The 21,101-nt window shown below is 45.1% G+C and carries 18 protein-coding genes; 11 read left to right on the forward strand and 7 right to left on the reverse strand.

Annotation, left to right across the window (positions count from 1 at the left end):
* The first annotated feature begins 102 nt into the window (after positions 1-102).
* The 3 genes from glyQ to C2M32_RS03690 all read left to right on the forward strand — a co-directional run bounded on the left by glyQ (position 103) and on the right by C2M32_RS03690 (position 3,662).
* Positions 103-1,002 (forward strand): glycine--tRNA ligase subunit alpha, encoded by a 900-nt coding sequence (gene glyQ, locus C2M32_RS03680; protein ID WP_070990461.1) that lies wholly within the window; start codon positions 103-105, stop codon positions 1,000-1,002.
* A gap of 2 nt (positions 1,003-1,004) precedes the next feature.
* Positions 1,005-3,074 (forward strand): glycine--tRNA ligase subunit beta, encoded by a 2,070-nt coding sequence (glyS, locus tag C2M32_RS03685; RefSeq protein ID WP_105167166.1) that lies wholly within the window; start codon positions 1,005-1,007, stop codon positions 3,072-3,074.
* Positions 3,075-3,218: 144 nt separating this feature from the next.
* Complete coding sequence (locus C2M32_RS03690) at positions 3,219-3,662, forward strand: hypothetical protein (protein ID WP_105167167.1); 444 nt, start codon at positions 3,219-3,221, stop codon at positions 3,660-3,662.
* Positions 3,663-3,716: 54 nt separating this feature from the next.
* Here the strand turns inward: C2M32_RS03690 and tusA are convergent, their stop codons facing one another.
* From tusA to fadB, 3 genes are all read right to left on the reverse strand, one after another.
* Positions 3,717-3,956, reverse strand: a complete 240-nt coding sequence (gene tusA / locus C2M32_RS03695; RefSeq protein ID WP_105167168.1) for a sulfurtransferase TusA — start codon at positions 3,954-3,956, stop codon at positions 3,717-3,719.
* A gap of 180 nt (positions 3,957-4,136) precedes the next feature.
* Positions 4,137-5,303, reverse strand: a complete 1,167-nt coding sequence (gene fadA, locus C2M32_RS03700) for an acetyl-CoA C-acyltransferase FadA (protein WP_105167189.1) — start codon at positions 5,301-5,303, stop codon at positions 4,137-4,139.
* Positions 5,304-5,313: 10 nt separating this feature from the next.
* Positions 5,314-7,476 carry a fatty acid oxidation complex subunit alpha FadB gene (fadB, locus tag C2M32_RS03705; RefSeq protein ID WP_105167169.1) on the reverse strand — a complete coding sequence of 721 codons (2,163 nt, stop codon included), beginning with the start codon at positions 7,474-7,476 and terminating at the stop codon, positions 5,314-5,316.
* Between the two features lie 272 nt (positions 7,477-7,748).
* On the opposite strand from fadB, the gene C2M32_RS03710 reads away from it, so the two are divergent.
* The 5 genes from C2M32_RS03710 (at position 7,749) to C2M32_RS03730 (ending at position 14,057) form a co-directional block, all read left to right on the forward strand.
* Positions 7,749-9,635, forward strand: a complete 1,887-nt coding sequence (locus C2M32_RS03710) for a transglycosylase SLT domain-containing protein (RefSeq protein ID WP_105167190.1) — start codon at positions 7,749-7,751, stop codon at positions 9,633-9,635.
* Between the two features lie 125 nt (positions 9,636-9,760).
* Positions 9,761-11,083, forward strand: coding sequence for a Xaa-Pro dipeptidase (pepQ, locus tag C2M32_RS03715; protein ID WP_105167170.1), 1,323 nt, complete (start codon positions 9,761-9,763; stop codon positions 11,081-11,083).
* Between the two features lie 67 nt (positions 11,084-11,150).
* Positions 11,151-11,765, forward strand: a complete 615-nt coding sequence (locus C2M32_RS03720) for a YigZ family protein (RefSeq protein ID WP_105167171.1) — start codon at positions 11,151-11,153, stop codon at positions 11,763-11,765.
* Between the two features lie 49 nt (positions 11,766-11,814).
* The gene (locus C2M32_RS03725) at positions 11,815-13,266 is read left to right on the forward strand and encodes a TrkH family potassium uptake protein (RefSeq protein ID WP_105167172.1); all 1,452 of its coding nucleotides are present in this window, start codon (positions 11,815-11,817) and stop codon (positions 13,264-13,266) included.
* 116 nt (positions 13,267-13,382) lie between these two features.
* Entirely contained in the window at positions 13,383-14,057 is a 675-nt protein-coding gene (locus tag C2M32_RS03730; protein ID WP_105167173.1) for a flagellar brake protein, read from the forward strand.
* Positions 14,058-14,060: 3 nt separating this feature from the next.
* Here the strand turns inward: C2M32_RS03730 and trkA are convergent, their stop codons facing one another.
* Genes trkA through def form a run of 4 tightly spaced genes read right to left on the reverse strand, consistent with a single transcriptional unit; the run spans position 14,061 to position 18,236 of the window.
* Complete coding sequence (trkA, locus tag C2M32_RS03735; RefSeq protein WP_105167174.1) at positions 14,061-15,437, reverse strand: Trk system potassium transporter TrkA; 1,377 nt, start codon at positions 15,435-15,437, stop codon at positions 14,061-14,063.
* Positions 15,438-15,439: 2 nt separating this feature from the next.
* Entirely contained in the window at positions 15,440-16,726 is a 1,287-nt protein-coding gene (rsmB, locus tag C2M32_RS03740; RefSeq protein ID WP_105167175.1) for a 16S rRNA (cytosine(967)-C(5))-methyltransferase RsmB, read from the reverse strand.
* Positions 16,726-17,670 (reverse strand): methionyl-tRNA formyltransferase, encoded by a 945-nt coding sequence (gene fmt / locus C2M32_RS03745; RefSeq protein WP_105167176.1) that lies wholly within the window; start codon positions 17,668-17,670, stop codon positions 16,726-16,728. The genes rsmB and fmt overlap by 1 nt, the downstream gene beginning before the upstream one ends.
* 59 nt (positions 17,671-17,729) lie before the next feature.
* Positions 17,730-18,236: a peptide deformylase gene (gene def, locus C2M32_RS03750; RefSeq protein WP_105167177.1), complete on the reverse strand. Its 507-nt coding sequence runs from the start codon at positions 18,234-18,236 to the stop codon at positions 17,730-17,732.
* A 120-nt stretch (positions 18,237-18,356) separates the two neighbouring features.
* On the opposite strand from def, the gene C2M32_RS03755 reads away from it, so the two are divergent.
* From C2M32_RS03755 to C2M32_RS03765, 3 genes are read left to right on the forward strand one after another with little or no spacing between them, the layout of a single operon-like run.
* On the forward strand, positions 18,357-19,478 hold the full coding sequence (locus C2M32_RS03755) for a LysM peptidoglycan-binding domain-containing protein (protein WP_105167178.1): 1,122 nt from the start codon (positions 18,357-18,359) through the stop codon (positions 19,476-19,478).
* A gap of 24 nt (positions 19,479-19,502) precedes the next feature.
* The gene (gene dprA / locus C2M32_RS03760) at positions 19,503-20,606 is read left to right on the forward strand and encodes a DNA-processing protein DprA (RefSeq protein ID WP_105167179.1); all 1,104 of its coding nucleotides are present in this window, start codon (positions 19,503-19,505) and stop codon (positions 20,604-20,606) included.
* Positions 20,607-20,608: 2 nt separating this feature from the next.
* Entirely contained in the window at positions 20,609-21,082 is a 474-nt protein-coding gene (locus C2M32_RS03765) for a DUF494 family protein (protein WP_070990477.1), read from the forward strand.
* Positions 21,083-21,101 lie beyond the last annotated feature (19 nt).

The following is a 21,101-nucleotide window of genomic DNA, read 5'->3' on the forward strand; positions in this document are numbered from 1 at the left end:
GTATACTGAGCACAATTTTCAATCATTAATCTTTGCCAGTGAGTAGAATAGCTACCGCCTGTTGCAAGGGCTATACAGATCCTAATTATAACTAAGCCAACTATGCAAAAATATGACGTAAAAACCTTTCAAGGGTTGATCCTGGCTTTACAGGACTATTGGGCACAGCAGGGCTGTGTAATTGCGCAACCTCTAGATATGGAAGTTGGTGCAGGTACTTTCCATCCTATGACTTTCTTAAAGTCTATCGGGCCTGAACCAATGTCGAGTGCGTACGTTCAACCTTGTCGTCGTCCAACGGATGGCCGCTATGGTGAAAACCCGAACCGCTTACAACATTACTATCAATTCCAAGTGGTTTTAAAGCCATCACCTGACAACATCCAAGAGCTTTATCTGGGCTCTTTAGCAGCGATGGGGATTGACACTCTGACCCACGAAGTTCGCTTTGTAGAGGACAACTGGGAGTCACCTACATTGGGTGCTTGGGGATTAGGCTGGGAAGTGTGGCTTAATGGTATGGAGGTGACTCAGTTCACCTATTTCCAACAGGTGGGTGGAATTGAATGTGCACCTGTTACGGGCGAGATCACTTATGGTCTAGAGCGTTTGGCCATGTATATACAAGGTGTAGACAGCATCTATGATTTAGTATGGACTGACGGACCTATGGGTAAAGTAACCTATGGTGACGTATTCCATCAAAATGAAGTAGAGCAATCTACTTACAACTTTGAACATGCTGATGTTGATGCGTTATTTGCTCAATTTGACCAGTGTGAAAAAGAAAGTCAAAAGCTAATTGAAGCTGGCTTACCATTACCTGCATATGAACAAGTAATGAAAGCATCTCATGCGTTTAACTTACTGGATGCCCGTCACGCTATTTCAGTAACAGAACGCCAGCGTTATATTTTGCGAGTCCGTGCGCTATCTAAAGCGTGTGCACAGGCTTACTATGACGCTCGTGAAGCACTTGGTTTCCCGCTTTGTAAGGATTAAGCATGTTGACTGAAAATCTATTAGTAGAAATTGGTACTGAAGAGTTACCACCAAAAGCCTTACGTAAGCTTGCTGAGGCGTTTTGTGAAAATATGGCAGCCGAGCTGCAAGCGCTTGAGCTTGGCTACCAAGCGATTAATTGGTATGCCTCTCCACGTCGTTTGGGCTTGAGAGTAAGCGCATTGCAAACACAGCAGCAGGATAAAGTTGTTGAAAAACGCGGTCCGGCAGTAGGTGCTGCCTTTGATGCAGATGGCAATCCGACTAAGGCTGCACAAGGCTGGGCGCGAGGCTGCGGTATTGATGTCAGCGAAGCGCAAACCTTAGAAACAGACAAAGGTGCGTGGTTAATGCATCGCGCAACGGTAAAAGGACAAGAGACGGTTGAGCTACTTGCAGATGCGATGAACAAAGCATTGGCAAAGCTACCTATTCCTAAACCGATGCGTTGGGGCGCGAATAAGACTCAGTTTATTCGTCCAGTTCATACTGTTGCTGCGTTACTTGGCAGCACTCAGGTAGAGGGTGAAGTCCTTGGCAAGCAGATCAGCAATGAACTGCAAGGTCACCGTTTCCACCACCCAGAACGTGTTACTGTGAAACACGCTGATGAAGTGTTTGATGTACTTAAAGGCGCATATGTTGTTGCTGATTACCAAACGCGTAAAGAGATGATCCGTACACAAATCGAAGCGGCAGCAGCAGCGGTAAACGCCAAAGTGGCGATGGATGAAGACCTACTTGAAGAAGTAACCTCGTTAGTAGAATGGCCTGTCACTTTAACAGCGTCTTTTGAAGAAGCGTTCTTGGCAGTGCCTGCTGAAGCGCTGATCTACACCATGAAAGATGACCAAAAATACTTTCCGCTGTTAGATAATGAAGGCAAGCTGATTAATAAATTCTTGTTTGTATCAAACATCGAAAGTAAAGATCCAAGTGTGGTGATTTCTGGTAATGAAAAAGTGGTGCGTCCTCGTCTAGCTGATGCACAATTCTTCTTTGAAACTGACAAGAAGAAAACACTGGAAAGTCGTTTAACTTCACTTGATTCTGTATTGTTCCAAAAGCAACTTGGGACGTTGAAAGATAAGTCTGAGCGTATTGCTGCTCTTGCTGGCTTCATTGCGGAGCAGGTTGGCGCTGATAAAGCATTAGCTGAGCGTGCAGGCTTGTTAAGTAAGACAGATCTCATGACCGAAATGGTGATGGAATTTACCGATGTACAGGGTGTGATGGGTATGCATTACGCACGTATTGACGGTGAAGCAGAAGAAGTCGCGCTGGCTCAAAATGAACAGTATATGCCGCGCTTTGCCGGTGACAGCCTCCCTTCAAACCCAATTAGCTATGCGGTAGCATTGGCTGACAAGTTTGACACTTTAGTTGGTATTTTCGGCATTGGCCAAGCGCCAAAAGGGGATAAAGACCCATTTGCTTTACGACGTGCAGCAATTGGTGCATTGCGTATCATGGTTGAAAAAGAGCTGCCACTTGATATCAATGATATTGTTGCCAAGGCACAACAATTGTTTGGGGACAAGCTGAGCAATAGCAATGTTGCAGAAGACGTACTGGAGTTTATGCTGGGTCGTTTCCGTGCTTGGTACCAAGACGAAGGGATCAGTGTTGATGTGATCCAAGCGGTGCTAGTGCGACGTCCAACTGCTCCAGTTGATTTTGACCGTCGCGTTAAAGCGGTGAGCCACTTCCGTACACTTGCACAAGCTGATGCACTGGCTGCGGCAAATAAACGTGTAAACAATATTCTGGCGAAGAATAATGTGACCAGTGATGCACAAGTGAACCCTGCATTACTAACCGAAGCTGCCGAACAAGTGTTGGCTCAGCAGGTTGCATCTTTGAGTGTTGAGCTCACACCTATTTATGAGCAGGGCGATTATCAACAGGCATTAACACGCTTAGCAAGTTTACGTGAAGCAGTAGATGCTTTCTTTGATAACGTTATGGTAATGGCGGACGATGAAGCGGTAAAACAAAACCGCTTGGCGCTGCTTAGTCAATTAAGTCGTTTGTTCTTAAATACGGCGGATATCTCAGTATTGCAAAACTGATTTTATAATTAGTTACTAAAAAGCCAGCGGTAGCGCTGGCTTTTTTGTTTAACACCGTAATAAAGTAATATTAGTTCGATAAGAGTAAGCGAGCATTCACTCAAAAAACATTAATATTTTGTGCACTAAAATTGGAGTAGCTACATGAAAAAGCTCATTACGGCTGTGGCGGCGTTATTTTTATCAGCCTGTTCGAGCCAAATCAACATACTTGATAGTGTCACCTCTGTACCTTCTTCAGGTGGAACATTCGATCGTACTATGTACTTACGTGGAGACTTTACACTTTGGGATGCAGAACCTCACTATATTTTGCAACAGCAAGGTGAGGGCGTATATACGGTAAAAGCTAAGTTTATGACGCCAGGTAAAGTGTATGAATTTAAAATTGCTGACGAACAATGGAGTCAGGGTTTTAATTGTGGGTATAAAGTGCAGGGGACGTTGAAGCTAAATCAGCCTCAGCTTGCAGACTGTAATACGGTGTATAACTATTTTAGCTTTATGCCAAGTAAAAAAGGTTGGTATATCATCACCTTCGACTATAGCGATAGTCGATCACCAAAAGTGATGATTAGCAGATCATAGTCAAAAGTCTTGTCATTGTATTCACCTGAATAGGCCACAATGGCAAGGAGCCTCTTATAGCCCTTTTTTGATTAAATATTGAAAAGGGGTTTGCGTCACTTCTTTAGCAACTAAGGTGTGGTCCATAAACTCACAAAAGCTGGGAATATCTCGGGTAGTTGACGGATCATCGGCGATGATCAGTAAGGTTTCACCGTCGTTCATTTTTCTCACCATACCACGGATCATCATGACGGGCTCTGGGCAACGAAGACCAATAGCGTCAAGGGTGTGATCAGGATTTGAAAATGGCATGACGTAGCTCGCTTAACTATAGATTGTAAAATGAGCGTGCTATTTTACCCACAGCAACTACACAAATAAACCTATGTTGAAAAAAAGCTAAGAAAAAAGGTAAAGAGCATTGCTACTTTACCTTTGTCACCAAGTTGAATTTGGTGAACTGAGTACTTAAATACTCAGCTCAGGGGATAATTACTCTACACGCTCAAATACGGTGGCGATGCCTTGTCCTAAACCAATACACATAGTCGCCAGACCATACTTCGCACCTTTCTCTTCCATTATATGGATGAGTGAAGTGCTGATACGCGCGCCAGAGCAGCCTAATGGGTGACCCAGCGCAATGGCGCCACCGTTGAGGTTCACTTTCTCGTCAGCCACGTCCAGCAGTCCTAAGTCTTTTAGCACGGGTAGAGATTGTGCTGCGAAGGCCTCATTCAATTCAGCAACATCGATATCGTCGATGCTGATCCCAGCTTGTTGCAATGCTTTTTTACTTGCTGGAACTGGGCCGTAACCCATGATTGATGGATCGCAACCTGCAACGGCCATTGACTTAATACGGGCACGAATTGGTAAGCCAAGCTCTTTGGCTTTACTTTCACTCATAACCAGCATTGCTGACGCGCCATCTGATAGTGCTGATGATGTACCAGCCGTGACAGTACCAGACGCCGGATTAAATACAGGACGCAGTTGGCTCAAACCTTCAATGGTTGTTTCTGGACGGATAACTTCATCATGTTCAACTAACACTGGTACGCCGTTTTCATCGTGGCCTTCCATCGGTAAGATTTCTTTGGCGAAGCGGCCTTCAACGGTCGCTGCATGGGCACGTTGGTGTGAACGGTAGGCGAACTGGTCCTGTTGTTCACGACTGATACCATGCAAGGTGGCTAAGTATTCAGCAGTTAAACCCATCACGCCAGCGGCTTGTGCGATTGAAGTCGATAGCCCCGGGTGAAAATCTACGCCATGAGTCATTGGCACATGACCCATGTGCTCAACACCACCAATCAGGTAGGTGTCGCCAGCGCCGGTCATAATCGCACGCGCAGCATCGTGAAGCGCTTGCATAGATGAACCACATAAACGGTTTACTGTTACCGCAGGCACCGAATGAGGAATACCAGCTAGAAGTGCAGCGTTACGTGCTACGTTAAAACCTTGTTCTAGTGTTTGTTGTACACATCCCCAATAAATATCGTCGATAGACGCAGGGTCAACACTTGGATTGCGATCCAATAAGCCCTTCATTAGGTGTGCGCTTAAATCTTCAGCACGACGATGTTTAAACACGCCATTTTTAGAACGCCCCATAGGGGTACGAAGACAATCAACGATCACTGCTTGTTGCATTACAGACATGTTACTGGCCCTCCACTGAATAGAACACTTTACCTTCGCTTGCCCATGCACGGGTTTGCTCAGATACTTGATAAATGGCGCCTAAGTGAGCGTATTTATCTGCCATTGCGACAAAGTTGGCCAAACCAATTTGGTCTAAGTAGCGGAACGCACCACCTCTGAATGGTGGGAAACCAATCCCGTAAATTAACGCCATGTCAGCTTCTTGTGCAGAAGCAACAATGTCTTCTTGTAGACAAAGCAGTACTTCGTTCAACATTGGCACCATACAGCGCTCAATGATGGTTTGCTTGTCAAACTCAGTGTGAGAATCACAAATAGAACTTAGCAACTCAACCGAAGTGGCATCTTTCGATTTTTTCAAACGGCCTTTGCGATCGGGTGCGTATTGATAGAAACCAAGTTTGTTCTTTTGACCATAGCGTTGTGCATTTGCAAGTACTGCAACAGGGTCTTTTTCCTGACGTGCCATACGCTCAGGGAAACCGTCAGCCATGACACCTGTACAGTGGTTAGCGGTATCGATGCCAACAACATCAAGTAGATAAGCAGGTCCCATAGGCCAGCCGAAGACATTTTCCATGACTTTATCAATCACGGTGAAATCAGCACCTTCTACGACAAGCTTACTGAAGCCTGCAAAGTAAGGGAACAGTACGCGGTTAACAAAGAAGCCCGGACAGTCGTTAACAACGATAGGAGACTTACCTAGTTTTAGCGCGTAATCAACCACGGCATTGATGGTTGCTTCAGAGGTCTTTTCACCTCGAATAATCTCAACCAGTGGCATCTTCGGCACTGGGTTGAAAAAGTGCATACCACAGAAATGCTCTGGGTGCTTCAGTGCAGAAGCCAGTTCATCAATACGAATAGTGGAAGTATTTGACGTTAGCACAGTCCCTTCAGGTAGCTGCGTTTCCAGTGCTGATAGTACAGCCTGTTTAACTTTAGGGTTCTCAACAACCGCTTCGACGACAATATCTGCGTTGTCTAAGTCGCGCTCTTCAAGCGTAGGCTTAATTTTACCAAGTGTGGAAACCATTTTTTCCATACTCATATGACCGCGTTGTACTTTCTTGCCTAAAATTGTTGCCGCTTCATTCATGCCTAAATCAAGCGCTGCTTGATTGATGTCTTTCATGATAATCGGTGTGCCTTTATAGGCAGATTGGTAAGCAATACCTCCACCCATAATACCGGCACCCAAGACCGCTGCTTGTTTGATGTCGAGTGTTGAGGCTTTTGCTTGCTTCTTCGCGACACCTTTGATGTATTGGTCGGCTAGGAAGATACCCGTTTGCGCGGCGGCTTCGTTGGTTTTAGCTAGTTTCGCAAAGTTAGCATTTTCAATCGCCATCGCTTCGGCACGCGTGCAATTCGCTGCGGCTTTAATCGTTTTTACCGCCATTAGCGGCGCAGGGTAATGGCCTTTTGTTTGCCCCAATACCATGCCTTCTGCCATCGCGAAGCTCATGCCTTGCTCAACGCGGTTCATTTTTAATGGCTCAAGCTTAACCTGACGCTTAGCACGCCAATCAAGTTTACCGGCGACTGCTTGTTCTAGTACGCTGATAGCTGCATCCAGTAGTTTTTCTGGTGCAACAACACCATCTACAGCGCCAACTTTTAACGCATCATCCGCACGGTTCTCTTTACCAGTGGTGATCCACGTCATTGCATTATCAGCGCCGATTAAGCGAGGTAAGCGTACGGTACCACCAAAGCCCGGCATGATACCTAGTTTTACTTCAGGCAGACCGATTTTGGCGCTGGTACTTGCTAAACGGAAGTCTGTGGCCAGTAGCCACTCACAACCACCACCTAGTGCTAAGCCGTGGATTGCTGATGCGGTTGGAAACGGTAGGTCTTCAATGGCATCAAATACATCGGTTGCATCTTTGATCCAGCCAACAAGTTCTTCTTCTGGGCGCTGGAATGTAGGTAAAAACTCAAAAATGTCGGCACCAATAATAAAGTGGTCTTTATCACTGGTGAATACCATCGCGTCAATATCGCCGCGCTGGCTTAATTCTTGGAATGCTTTTGCGCATTCTTGCAGGGTTTGCTGAGAAAGTTTGTTAACTGAACCTGAGGCACAAAACTTAAACTCAGCGATTTTGCCTTTGCAAAAATCAACAACAAAGGACTCGCTTTTATATAACATGCTTGTTCTCCCGTGTAATTACACTGGTACGATGAGTTGCTATTTCACCCAGTTTGGCCGCTTTAAATGAAAAATGCAATGAAAAATTTACTCAGCGTTTACCCATGCCTTAAAAAGCGTAAGCTTTGGTGATATGGTGGCTAAGTCTCTTTTTATGAACTTACAGCCTAGTCGTCTTTAGCGATTTTGCTTAGTAGGTTGGGTTGTTAGATAACAGTAGGTGGATGCTGTTGTCTGGCGCGTTTCAAAGACAATTACTTGTGAAGGCCGATATGAATTCATGGATCTCTAAAATCGCTGTTACGTCTCTTGCTGTTGCAAGCTGGTTTTCATTTGCAAGCAGTGATCATGAAGCATTTAAAGAAGCGGAGAAGATTGCTTGGTCGGGAAATTATAGTGCGTTCAGCCAGGCCATAAACGAACTCGATCATCCGCTTAAACCCTATGTAGAAATGGCGTTTTATGAGCGCCACCCTAGGCTCAGTCATCAACAGCAGATTGCCCATTTTCTTACGGTGTACGATAGCACTCCGTTGGAGTGGCCAGTACGTGAAAGCTGGTTAAAATACCTAAAACGCAGAGGTAAAAAAGCACTCTTTATCGAATACTATAAGGAGACCAGCGATGCTGAGCTTACGTGCACTTACTTGCAGTATCAGTTAGATTTGGGCGCACCAAAAAAAGCGATATTAGAGCAAGTTAAAGACTTATGGGTGGTCGGTAAATCGCAACCAAGAGCGTGCAATAGCATTTTTAACACATGGCAAAAAGCTGGCTATCTAAATTCTGACTTAGTGTGGCAACGCATCACCGAAGCTGCGCAAGGTGGACAAGTTTCTTTACTGAGTTATTTGAAAACACTGCTCCCTAAGAATGAGGCATATCTTGCCGATTTTTACACAACCGTAAGGCGGGATCCAAGCGCCGCCGCAGGCTTGTATCGATATAAAAACCGTAATCGCAAAGAAGCCGAAATAGCAGTATATGGCGTACGAAGGCTTATTTGGCGAGATCAAAAGCTAGCATTGCGAGCATGGGACAAGTTGCAAGAAATGTTTACTTTCACTGAGCAACAAAAGGATAGTGTGGCATATCGCTTTGCATTAGCTCTTGCTTCTAAAGGTCATCCTGAAGCTAAATTCTGGCTCAATAAGGTGCCTTCACAGTTGCAAGATAGCAAACTTCGTCAGTGGATGATGAGTAATATGCTCAAGGAACAAGATTGGTCTGGTATCGCGGCGTTGTTTACTGGTATGGATAACCTCAGTCATGGGCAAACTTATTGGTTAGCCTATAGCTATGCACAACGTGGTGAACAAGACAAAGCGAACCAATTATGGCAGCGCATCGCTACGGAACGTGATTATTATGGTTTTTTGGCAGCGGCTCGTCTGGGGTTAGATGTTTCGTTAAATACCAAGTCACTGGATGTGCCAGAAAGTTTACTGGCAAAAGTGGCTCAGGCCCCGGGCTTCAAACGCGCAAAAGCTTTGTATCAGTTAGAACGCTACACGTCAGCGCGCCGTGAATGGAATTACTTAACCAATACATCAAGTGTGGCGGAAAAACTGGCGGCTTCAATTCTTGCATCGGAATTAGACTGGTACGACAGCACCATTTACACATTGGCACAGATTAAGGCATGGGATTATGTCGAGTTACGTTTTCCGCTTGCGTTTGAGGAGCTATTTACACGGTATAGCAAACACAATCATGTTGATGTCGCGTGGAGTATTGCCATTGCTCGCAGAGAAAGCTCATTTGCCCCAGATGCGCGCTCCCACGCGAATGCCTATGGCTTGATGCAGTTGTTACCAAGTACGGCGCGCTACGTTAGTAAGCAACGTGTCTCGAAAAGAAACTTGGTACACCCTGCGACTAACATAAAAATGGGTACAGACTATTTAGAGTATTTGAAGAAGAAAAATGATGGCAACGAAATGCTGGCCACCGCGTCTTACAATGCGGGCTATCACCGAATAAAAAAATGGTTACCCAAAGAAGCCATGCCCGCAGAGCTGTGGATAGAGTTAATTCCTTATCGAGAAACGCGAGATTACGTGAAAAACGTATTTGCGTATCGGCAAGTTTATCACACCAGGCTAGGCAGAAAAGGCAATGTTGTCGCACCGCTTTTAGAGATGCAAATAGGTGGCTAGTTTACACTGTATTGGATAGTGAACAGGCCGCAGACATAGAGGGTTAGCAATCTGGCGACTTCGCTGGATTGCTTTTTCGAGCTTGTGTTAGACTCAATTTATCACAACTAACAAAACGGTTAACCATGGAACAATTAGCACAATATTACGCGGAACATATTGCAATCTTGCAACAGCGCACAAAAACCATTATTGAGCGAGAAGGGCTAGAGGGGTTAGTGATCCACTCGGGTCAGGCAAAACGTCAATTCTTAGATGATATGTACTATCCATTTAAGGTAAACCCGCAGTTCAAAGCCTGGTTACCCGTGATTGACAATCCTCATTGTTGGTTGGTTGTGAACGGCCTAGATAAACCGAAGTTAGTGTTTTACCGTCCGGTTGATTTTTGGCACAAGGTACCGGATGAACCGAATGATTTTTGGGCTGATTATTTTGATATTGAGTTGTTGGTTCAGCCTGATCAGGTCGAAAAGTTCTTACCATACGACAAGGCCAATTTTGCCTATATTGGTGAGTATCTAGAAGTAGCACAGGCGTTGGGCTTTGCTATCGTCAATCCAGAAGCGGTGATGAACTATTTACATTACCACCGTGCTTATAAAACTCAGTACGAGCTGAGTTGTTTGCGCGAGGCAAACCGTTTGGCGGTAATTGGTCATAAAGCTGCGCGTGATGCGTTTTATGCTGGGGGCTCTGAGTTTGCCATACAGCAGGCATATTTAAATGCTACACAGCATATGGAAAATGACACTCCATATGGCAACATTGTTGCTCTGAATGAAAACTGTGCCATCTTACATTACACACACTTTGAGCGTGAGGCGCCAAAGCAACATCGTTCATTTTTGATTGACGCTGGGGCGAACTTTAATGGCTATGCATCAGATATTACACGAACCTATGATTTCACGCAGCAAGGTGAATTTGCTGAGTTGGTGAAGGTAATGAATGATCACCAAATCCAGTTGGGTAAGCTGCTGAGCCCCGGTAAATTATACGGAGAGCTACACCTTGAATGCCATGCCCGTGTTGCACAGGTGTTAGCTGATTTTGAGATTGTTAAATTGCCGGCGCAAGATATTGTCGCTAAGGGCATTACATCTACTTTCTTCCCTCATGGACTAGGCCATCACCTTGGCTTACAAGTACATGATATGGGTGGCTTTATGGCGGACGAAACGGGCACACATCAGGCACCACCTGAGGGGCACCCATTCTTACGCTGCACGCGTAGAATAGAGTCGAAGCAAGTGTTTACTATTGAGCCGGGCCTCTATTTTATTGAGTCTTTATTGGGGGACTTGGCGCAAACTGACAATAAACGCTATATCAATTGGGATAAGGTTGAACAGTTCAAGCCATTCGGCGGCATTCGTATCGAAGACAACATCATCGTTCACGATGACCGATTAGAAAATATGACCCGTGACTTAGACTTGGACTAATTACTCGGTGTATGATGAAAGGGAGCATTAGGCTCCCTTTTTGGTTTTAAGGCGTTAAAATAATCACATGTCTGAATATCGCATTCCCAGCAGCTCTTTGAGCTATCATGAAGAAATAAAAAAGAGTACTTTTATTGTGCATCTAGCACATACTCCAAGCATTGATGAAGCTAAGGCTTTTATTAAGCAGATCAATGAGGAGTATCCAGATGCGCGACATAACTGTTGGGCGCATGTGGCGGGACAACCCGGTGGTAGTCATGTGTATGGCTTTTCTGATGATGGTGAACCCAACGGTACCGCTGGTAAACCAATGCTCAATGTTCTGATTGGTTCTGGGCTTGGTGAGATCACCGCGGTTACGACGCGCTATTTCGGTGGTATAAAGCTGGGCACCGGCGGTTTGGTACGTGCTTACGGTGGCACGTTGAATAATGCGCTAGCGCAGTTACAAACCAGTTTAAAAATACCAGCGGTCACTTTGAGTGGACGATCCGACTACGCGTTACAAGGTGTGATAGAGCAGTATTTAAATACGCACTTTACGATACTGTCTTTAGACAAACAGTATGGCGCGGCCATTGATTGGCAGGTGGATATTGACCACCGTCAAGCTCGGCAGGCAAGCCAAGAAATTTTCGATTTAACGCACGGTGTAGTTGAGTTAAAAATCAAAGCGTAAGACAATCCGTACTCTATAATTTTAAATCACTTAAAAAGCGAAACGCAGCATGCAATTTCGTACCATAATAAAAATACTTGGCCAGCTGGTGGCTTTGTTCAGCCTGACGATGGTGCCGCCGGCACTGGTATCGTTGATCTACAAAGACGGTGGTGGTGTACCATTTGTACTGGCATTTGTATTTAGCATTGTCATTGGACTCATTGCTTACTATCCGAATCGCAAAGAAAACGGCGATTTAAAAGCGCGTGAAGGCTTTTTGATCGTGGTCCTATTTTGGTTGGTACTGGGGTCGTTCGCATCAGTACCGTTGATTTTCTTACAATCGCCTAATTTGTCTTTGGCCGATGCTGTTTTTGAGGCATTCTCGGGGTTAACCACAACCGGAGCCACGGTATTAACAGGCATTGAGTATCTTCCTAAGTCGGTGCTTTTTTACCGTCAGCAGCTACAGTGGTTAGGCGGTATGGGGATCATCGTATTGGCGGTGGCGGTACTTCCTATGCTTGGTGTTGGTGGGATGCAGTTATATCGGGCAGAGACACCGGGCCCTGTAAAAGACTCCAAAATGACGCCTCGAATAGCCGATACGGCGAAGCACCTATGGTACATCTATGTGTCGCTTACCGTTGCCTGCACGGTCTCTTATTGGTTTGCCGGCATGGGTTGGTTTGATGCCATCTGTCATGCTTTCTCAACCATAGCCATTGGCGGCTTTTCAACTTACGATGCCTCAATCGGTCACTTTGATAGCCCAGCTATTAATTTTATTTGCGTATTCTTTCTATTGATTGCGGGTGTGAACTTCTCTTTGCATTATGCTGCGGTCTCCAGTCGCAATGTTAGAGCCTATTTACGAGACCCAGAGTTTAAAGTGTTTTTGCTGATACAACTGACCTTGGTGGTGATCTGTTTTGCAGTGTTGTCATCAAACCAAGTGTATAGCAATGGTGATGAAACGTTAGATCAGGCTATGTTTCAGGCAGTGTCTATCAGTACAACAGCGGGGTTCGCCACCGATAACTTTTCGGCTTGGCCACTGTTTTTACCTATCTTGCTGATATTTTCTAGTTTTATCGGTGGGTGTGCTGGCTCAACAGGCGGCGGAATGAAAGTTGTGCGCGTATTTTTGCTATACCTGCAAGGTGTTCGTGAACTCAATCGGTTGGTCCACCCTCGGGCGATTTATTCAATAAAGCTGGGTCGTAAAGCTTTGCCTGATAAAGTCGTTGAGGCTGTTTGGGGATTTTTCTCGGCGTACGCTCTGGTGTTTGTGATCATCATGATTGCGCTGTTAGGCACGGGATTGGACAACATCACTGCATTTTCGGCAACCGCTGCGTGTTTGAATAATTTGGGTCCTGGATTGGGCGATGTCGCAGCCCATTATGGTGATATTACAGATACGGCAAAGTGGCTGCTCACCTTAGCAATGGTATTCGGCCGATTGGAGATATTTACATTGCTGGTGCTGTTTACTCCGACCTTTTGGCGCGGCTAGTCACCTAAGTCTCTTGGTGAACATAACGAGCAGAATCTTTGTTATGTTCACTGTCCTCCACACTCGATATGTTCTAAGCTTAAGCGATATAGTGGTTACGCGTATCGAGTGAAGTCATGTATAAAAGTAAGTCCTCTTCCGGTGAGCAGAAGATTGAGCTAATCTCTGTGGGTAACATGGTGGATCTGGAAATTCTTTTGGCTGCCAGTTCAAAAAGAGTTAAAACGGAGTTTATCGGATATTTACCGGGGCAGTACTTGATTCTCAATTATCCTGGCCAAAAGCAACTGGGCAAAGCAGTTGAGCATGTCAAAGAGGGTGCTTCTGTTATTGTACGCGCGGTGGCTGATCACAGTGATGGACAAATCATCGCTTTTAAAACCGATATTAAAGCAGTTGCTTACACTCCCACTAAATTAATTTTTCTCTATCCACCGCAACAAATACAGAGTCACTGTTTGCGACATCACGTGCGGATCCCCACCTTAATACCGGCAACTTTAATGACCAGTCGTTCAACTTGTGATGGTGTAATAAAAGACATTTCACCAACGGGGTTACAGTTTAGTTTACGCGGTGCGAAGGTGGACCTGCCGCTGCATGATAAATCGTGCCATGTGGTGATTGCGGGTAAGAAAAAAGAGCCGATCCGGTTACAAGGGGAGGTATGTAGTACCACTCATCAAGATGAATTGGCGATGGTGGGGATTAAGCTACTCTCGCAAGAGCAAAAGGTAGAAGCGCTGCTACAGGAATATCTAATCGATCTGGCAGCGCTAGACATGAGATAAGCTTTAAACAAAGAGAGCGCTAACCTGAAAGAGCTTTTCAACAACGCTAATTTGTCGCTTATCAATCAAGAACATGATGACATGATCACCGGAGAGTATGGTGGTATCATCGTGGGCTATCAACACTTCGTCATTGCGCACAATGGCACCGATGGTGGTGCCAACAGGTAGTTTGATCTCACCAATCGTTCGGCCAACAACTTTGGATGTGTTTTCATCACCATGAGCGACCGCTTCAATGGCTTCGGCGGCACCTTTTCGCAATGAGTATACATTGACAATATCACCTCTTCGAACATGGGTTAACAGTGCTGAGATGGTGGCTTGTTGGGGCGAGATTGCAATATCAATTTCCCCTCCTTGAACCAAATCAACATAGGCACCTCGCTGGATGAGCACCATGGTCTTTTGTGCCCCCATACGCTTGGCCAACATCGCCGCCATAATATTGGCTTCATCGTCGTTGGTGACGGCAATGAAGACATCAACTTGCTCAATATGTTCTTCAGAGAGCAGCTCTTGATCCGATGCATCACCACAAAAGATGACGGTGTTGTCTAACATTTCTGATAGTTGTGTTGCACGTTGTTGGTTACGTTCTATCAGTTTGACGCTGTGGTTGCGCTCCAGTGATCGCGCTAAGCCTGCGCCAATGTTACCGCCACCCGCAATCATAATTTTCTTATATGAACGCTCAAGCTTTTGTAGCTCATTCATAACTGCGCGGATGTGCTTTGTTGCCGCGATAAAGAAAATTTCATCATCCGCTTCGATTACAGTGGTGCCAAGTGGCTTGATGGCTTTACCTTGTCGATAAATAGCAGCGACGCGCGTATCAACATTGGGAATATGCTCTTTTAGCGCGGATAAGGCATAGCCAACAAGCAGGCCGCCATAGTAGGCTTTTACCGCAACCAAAGACAACATGCCTTCGGCAAACTGTAAAACCTGCAATGCGCCGGGATAGTCAATTAAACGACGAATATACTTGGTTACAAGTTGTTCTGGAGCAATATAATGATCAACAGGTAAGTCATCGTTTTGGAACAACTTCTCTTTATATTTCAGATATTGCTCAGAGCGAATACGCGCGATTTTGGTGGGAGTATTGAAAATACTATAAGCCACCTGACACGCGATCATATTCACTTCATCTGAACTGGTAACCGCAATAATCATATCTGCATCTTCAGCGCCTGCTTGACGCAGAACATCGGGATGAGCACTATGCCCAGTCACACCTTGCAGGTCATACTTATCTTGTAGCTCACGCAGCCTATCACCGTCGATGTCTACCACGGTGATCTCATTTTGTTCACCTACTAAGTTCTCTGCAAGCGTTCCACCGACTTGGCCGGCACCTAAGATTATGATTTTCATAGTTATTGTCGTTTAGTTATTTTTGCATAATAGAAACCGTCACTGAGCCCTGGTAGCAGTTGTAGCCCAGGCGTCGTTGGGGTGTCATCCTGATGCAGAGGTTGGTGTTCGGCATCGTTTGTGCTTTGTAAAAAAGCAGCTACTTGGTCACGGTTTTCTTCAGGTAACACTGAGCAGGTGGCATATAACAGGGTGCCACCTGGTTTTAGAAGTGGCCAGATATTTTCTAAAATCTGTTGTTGCAACTGTGCTAAGTCTGCAATATCGGTGCTGCGTCTGAGCCACTTAATATCAGGGTGGCGACGTATGACACCCGTTGCAGAACACGGGACATCTAATAGGATACGATCATACAGCTGGCCATCCCACCAATCTTTAGGGCTGGATGCATCCGCATGTATGCAGTTAGCATGTAAGCCAAGGCGTTTTAAATTTTCTTCAACACGAAGTAGGCGTTCACTATCCGCATCTAGTGCATCAACACTTGCATTGGCCAATTCTAGGATGTGACAAGTTTTACCACCTGGAGCCGCACAAGCATCAAGAATACGTTCGTTATCTTGCGGGTCTAAGTATCGAGCTGCTAGTTGCGCTGCTGCATCTTGAACTGAACATGCACCCTCACGAAAACCCGGCAATGTATAAACATCACAAGGCTTTTCAAGCACAATCGCATCTTCAAAGCGAGGTTCAAGGCAATGGCTGATACCCGCTTCATCCAACAGCTCGCTGTATTCTGTAACACTGTAATGGGCTTGATTTACCCGCAACCACATGGGGGCTTGCTCTTGGTTAGCTTCTAAAACCGCTTGCCATTGCTCTGGATATGCAGTTTGTAACTTCTTCATAAACCAGTTTGGGTGGTTATATTGGCATACCGTAATACGGTTTGCGCTGTCTTCCAATTCATTAAACTGACGTTGAAAGGTGCGCAATATCGCATTTACTAGACCCTTTAAGCCCGGCGCTCGCATACTTTGCAGAGCATTGACGGTTTCAGCGACCGCCGCATGTTCTGGTGTACGCATGTATTGTAATTGGTACATGCCGACATAAAGCAAAAATTGATAAACCCGACGTTTTCCTTTAAGTGGTTGGTCGAGTAGTTGTTGACAGTAATGCTCAAGAGTGGGCAAGTAGCGCAATACGCCATAACAGATCTGTTGTAATAACGCTTTGTCTTTTGGGTTTAGCTTGAGTGCGGCATGAGGCAACACAGTACTAAGAGACTGACCTTTATCGACAACTTGAAAAAGTGTTTGCGCAGCCAAAGCTCGTACATTCGTCATCAGTGGCCTACCTTAGAGCCAGGAGCAACCCAATCAGCTCTGCCATTTAAAAAATCCTGTGCAGACATTGGCTTTTTACCCTGCGGTTGTAATTGGGTTACGTTTAAGGCTTGTTCACCGCAAGCGATAACAATACCATTTTTATCGCTACTTAAAACCTGACCAGCTTCACCTTGTTGATCGATCACTTCAGCTTGCCAGATTTTTACCGTTTGCTGTTGCATCGTGGTAAAGCAGACTGGCCATGGGTTAAATGCTCGAACGTTTAAAGCGATTTGTGTGGCGCTCATCTGCCAGTCAATATCAGCCTCTTCTTTAGATAGCTTCTTGGCATAGTTAGCCTGTGCATCATCTTGCTTAGTTGCAACGGCTGTACCATTACTGAGTTGCTCTAATGTATCGAGTAGGGCGACGGGTCCTAGCTGTGCAAGCTTGTCATATAAGCTGGCACTGGTGTCTTGTGCTGTGATCGGGCATGTTGCAATATGTAGCATATCACCGGTGTCCAGCCCTTCATCCATCTGCATGATAGTCACACCTGTTTGTTGATCACCGGCCCAAAGCGCTCTTTGAATAGGAGCAGCGCCGCGCCAACGGGGTAATATAGAGCCATGTACGTTTAGGCAGCCTAGTTTAGGAGTTTCTAAAATCGCTTTTGGCAATAAGACGCCATATGCCACGACCACCATTACATCAGCGTTTAGTGCGGCAAGTTCGCGTTGCGCTTCATCTGTTTTTAATGATTCAGGCTGATATACAGGTAAATCATGCTCCAATGCCAGCGTTTTTACTTCACTGGCTTTTAATTTTTTACCTCGACCAGCGGGGCGGTCTGGTGTGCTGTAAACAGCAACAACTTGATGAGATGAGTCGATTAAGGCGCTTAGGTGACGCGCGGCAAAATCTGGCGTCCCGGCAAAAACAATACGTAATGGCTTGGTCACTGAGTTATCCAATAAATAGTTGATGGGAAGAGAGTTAAGCGAGAGTTATCTGCGCGCAATTAGCGAGCAGCCAACTTTGCTTCCTTTTCTAGCTTCTTACGGATACGTTGGCGCTTCAGTGGCGATAAGTAATCAATAAATAACTTACCCATCAAGTGGTCAAGCTCGTGTTGCGTACAAATCGCAAGTAGGCCATCTGCATCGTAACTGTATTGCTCACCTTGCTCATTTAGCGCGGTCACAGTGATAGTTTCTGCTCTGTCTACCTTGGCCCAAGAATGAGGCACTGATAAGCAGCCTTCTTCACTGGTAGTTGAGCCCTCTTTGCGGGTAATTTCTGGGTTAATCAACACCCTTGGTTCATTGCGCTCTTCCGATACGTCAATGACGACAATACGTTGGTGGATATTAACTTGAGTTGCTGCAAGACCAATCCCATTTTCGTCGTACATGGTTTCTAACATGTCTTTGACGATTTGACGCACTTCATCATTTACTTCTGCAACGGGTTTTGCCACTGTGCGTAGGCGTTCATCTGGGAATCTGAGTACTTCTAACTTTGCCATGGTTACCTTTTATCGTTAAGCTTAAAATGCAAAATACTATATGGTCTTATTTTAGCCATTCGCGTTCCCCTTTAACAGGTTTTGGTTGATAATATCGAAAAATAACTCAAGGAAGCCGTAATGAAACACCCATTTGCAGCTCTGATCATGGCAATTGGTCTTGCTTTTCCAACTTATGCAGACGAATTGAGTGTTAAAGATGATGCACCAGCTCGGTATGTGGTCAAAGAGGGCGACACGTTATGGGACATTTCTAAGTTGTACTTGTCATCTCCTTGGCAGTGGCAAACTTTGTGGAAGCAAAATCCACAATTGGGTGACCCTGATTTGATTTACCCCGGTGATGTCTTGGTGTTTGAGCGCGATGCGCAAGGAAACCCAATGATAAAGCTGGCCAAAGGCGTGAAGAAACTATCACCTGCGGCCCGTGTGGTTGTACAAAAGAGTACTGCCATTCCGACTTTGCCTGTCGCAATCATCAAGCCATTGTTGGCATTTGAGCAGGCATTGAGTGAAGAAGACTTAGTTGGTCATCCGTTTATTTTGGGTGCGAATCATAATGTTAAGTTAGCGACACAAGGGCATCTGCTTTACATTAAAGGCGACCTTGATCAGTTTGTACATTATGGTATCTACAATGTGGAAGACAAATATGTGGACCCTAACTCGCTTGAAACATTGGCTTATGAGGCTAATCTGGTTGGGACTGCACGTGTTGTAGATATTGGTAATATAGCTCAGGGGAAACCTGCTACGGTGAGAGTTGAAACCGCCAAACGAGAGATAAAACCCAATGATATTCTGCTGCCTATTTCTCAAGGGCAAAGCTTCTCTGTGCAATTTAGTATGCTTAGGCCTACTCACCCTGTAGATGGTGAAATCATCTCCAGCGACAATAAATTAAGGGAGTTTGGTGCAACGACAGTGGTGGTGTTGAACCTTGGTCGTGAACATAATGTACAGGAAGGTCACATACTTGATATTAGCAAACGTTCACCTACAGTTATTGAGGGCAGTAAAGGCCCTCGTTACGTTGAGGATGCAAGTCGTCTAGAGAAGTTGTCTAGTAGTGTAAGTGAGCTATTCAACACTTCAAATTCAAAAAATAATGCCGTGTGGAACATGCCAGAAGAAAAAATTGGCGAATTAATGATTTTTAAGGTCTATGACAAGGTCAGCTATGCGTTAGTGACCAGTGCGTTGCAACCAATTCGAATTGGAGACAGTGTCGGGGTCAACTAATGCTTAATGCTCTAAGGAGGGAGCATGGAAACTTTAACTCAATTGCAGTGTTTGGCGCTGCATGCTTGTAAGGGGCTGGGAGTAGCCTCAATACTCGCACTACAAAAAAAGTGTACACTTAGTTCGCTTTTTCATTCATCAGATTCAGCGTTGCGACAGCTGGGCCTAAATGATGAACTTATCAAACAACTCGGTCTCATAAATTGGTCATACCTAGAGAGTATTGTGTCTTTTTGCAAGCAAACTCAGGTTTCGATTATTAGTTATTTCGATGATGACTATCCATTACTGCTAAAAGAAATCAGCAGCCCTCCTTTTGTGTTGTTTTGCAAAGGGGATGTATCCTTACTGGCAAAACCGCAAGTGGCTATTGTCGGCAGTCGTAGTGCGACTGCTACCGGGTTAGAAATAGCGGCTGATTTCGCATATAAATTGCGTATGGCTGGGTTAGTTGTTACGTCGGGATTAGCGAGGGGAATAGACGGTGCGGCCCATAAGGGAGCATTGGCCAGTCAGGACTCGTTATCGGGTTCTACGATTGCCGTGTTAGGCACAGGGGTTGATATTGTTTACCCAAAACGCCATAACTTATTATATCAACAGGTGTTGGAGTCTGGTTTACTGGTGAGTGAGTTTTTCCCCGGGAGTACGGCCAATGCAAGCCATTTTCCACGCCGCAATCGTATTATATCTGGTTTGTCATTAGGGGTGGTCTTAGTCGAAGCAGAAATGAAAAGTGGTTCGTTGATAACGGCGCGCTACGCACTGGAGCAAAATAGAGATGTGTTTGCGGTGCCAGGCTCTATCAAAAGTCCACTATCTCAAGGTTGTCATTACTTGTTGAAACAAGGGGCAAAGTTAACAGAAAGTGTAGAAGACATTCTGGAAGATGTGAGCTTTTTGCCAGAAAACGGTCTATATAGTATAGAAAGCGTGATAAAAAATGATTTGCCACAGGAGGACTGCCCAGTATTAAAAAACCTTGGCTTTGAGGTCACTTCGGTGGATACCTTAACGCAAAGGACCCAGTGGCCCGTTGAGCGTGTTATTGCACGTTTATTGGACCTAGAGCTTGAAGATAAAGTAGAACGCGTCTTAGACGGCTACATTAAATTAGCGAGGGGTTAATCATGTTTGATATCCTAATGTATCTATTTGAGAACTATATCCACAGTGAAGCGGATATCTTTGTTGAGCAAAATGAGTTAACCGATGAGTTATTGCGGGCAGGGTTTAACCAAGAAGAAATCTACAAAGCGTTGGATTGGTTAGAGCAATTAGCAGATCTACAACATAGCGATGAGATCCCTTACCTAAACAGTAAAGCTGATAGCGCCATTCGTATTTACACGGAGCAAGAGTGTCAAATGCTAGACATTGAATGTCGCGGTTTTCTTATGTTTGTGGAGCAAGTGGGTGTGATTGACTCAACGACTAGAGAAATGGTGATTGACCGTTTATTCGCATTAGAAAAACCAACGATAGGATTGGAAGACCTTAAGTGGGTTATTTTAATGGTGCTCTTTAACGTGCCGGGTAAAGAACAAGCCTATGCCCAGATGGAAGATCTTATTTTTGATGAACCCGGTGGCTATCTACACTAGTAAATTTTAGGGTCAATTC

The sequence above is a fragment of the Pseudoalteromonas sp. T1lg23B genome, from assembly GCF_002964665.1.
Lineage (GTDB): Bacteria > Pseudomonadota > Gammaproteobacteria > Enterobacterales > Alteromonadaceae > Pseudoalteromonas.

Coding starts and splice junctions, on each gene's coding strand:
- glyQ (WP_070990461.1), top strand. CDS start 103: ATGCAAAAATATGACGTAAAAACCTTTCAAGGGTTGATCCTGGCTTTA.
- C2M32_RS03690 (WP_105167167.1), top strand. CDS start 3,219: ATGAAAAAGCTCATTACGGCTGTGGCGGCGTTATTTTTATCAGCCTGT.
- fadB (WP_105167169.1), bottom strand. CDS start 7,476: ATGTTATATAAAAGCGAGTCCTTTGTTGTTGATTTTTGCAAAGGCAAA.
- C2M32_RS03720 (WP_105167171.1), top strand. CDS start 11,151: ATGTCTGAATATCGCATTCCCAGCAGCTCTTTGAGCTATCATGAAGAA.
- dprA (WP_105167179.1), top strand. CDS start 19,503: ATGGAAACTTTAACTCAATTGCAGTGTTTGGCGCTGCATGCTTGTAAG.
- glyS (WP_105167166.1), top strand. CDS start 1,005: ATGTTGACTGAAAATCTATTAGTAGAAATTGGTACTGAAGAGTTACCA.
- fadA (WP_105167189.1), bottom strand. CDS start 5,303: ATGCAACAAGCAGTGATCGTTGATTGTCTTCGTACCCCTATGGGGCGT.
- trkA (WP_105167174.1), bottom strand. CDS start 15,437: ATGAAAATCATAATCTTAGGTGCCGGCCAAGTCGGTGGAACGCTTGCA.
- rsmB (WP_105167175.1), bottom strand. CDS start 16,726: ATGACGAATGTACGAGCTTTGGCTGCGCAAACACTTTTTCAAGTTGTC.
- C2M32_RS03765 (WP_070990477.1), top strand. CDS start 20,609: ATGTTTGATATCCTAATGTATCTATTTGAGAACTATATCCACAGTGAA.
- C2M32_RS03725 (WP_105167172.1), top strand. CDS start 11,815: ATGCAATTTCGTACCATAATAAAAATACTTGGCCAGCTGGTGGCTTTG.
- pepQ (WP_105167170.1), top strand. CDS start 9,761: ATGGAACAATTAGCACAATATTACGCGGAACATATTGCAATCTTGCAA.
- C2M32_RS03755 (WP_105167178.1), top strand. CDS start 18,357: ATGAAACACCCATTTGCAGCTCTGATCATGGCAATTGGTCTTGCTTTT.
- def (WP_105167177.1), bottom strand. CDS start 18,236: ATGGCAAAGTTAGAAGTACTCAGATTCCCAGATGAACGCCTACGCACA.
- C2M32_RS03730 (WP_105167173.1), top strand. CDS start 13,383: ATGTATAAAAGTAAGTCCTCTTCCGGTGAGCAGAAGATTGAGCTAATC.
- C2M32_RS03710 (WP_105167190.1), top strand. CDS start 7,749: ATGAATTCATGGATCTCTAAAATCGCTGTTACGTCTCTTGCTGTTGCA.
- tusA (WP_105167168.1), bottom strand. CDS start 3,956: ATGCCATTTTCAAATCCTGATCACACCCTTGACGCTATTGGTCTTCGT.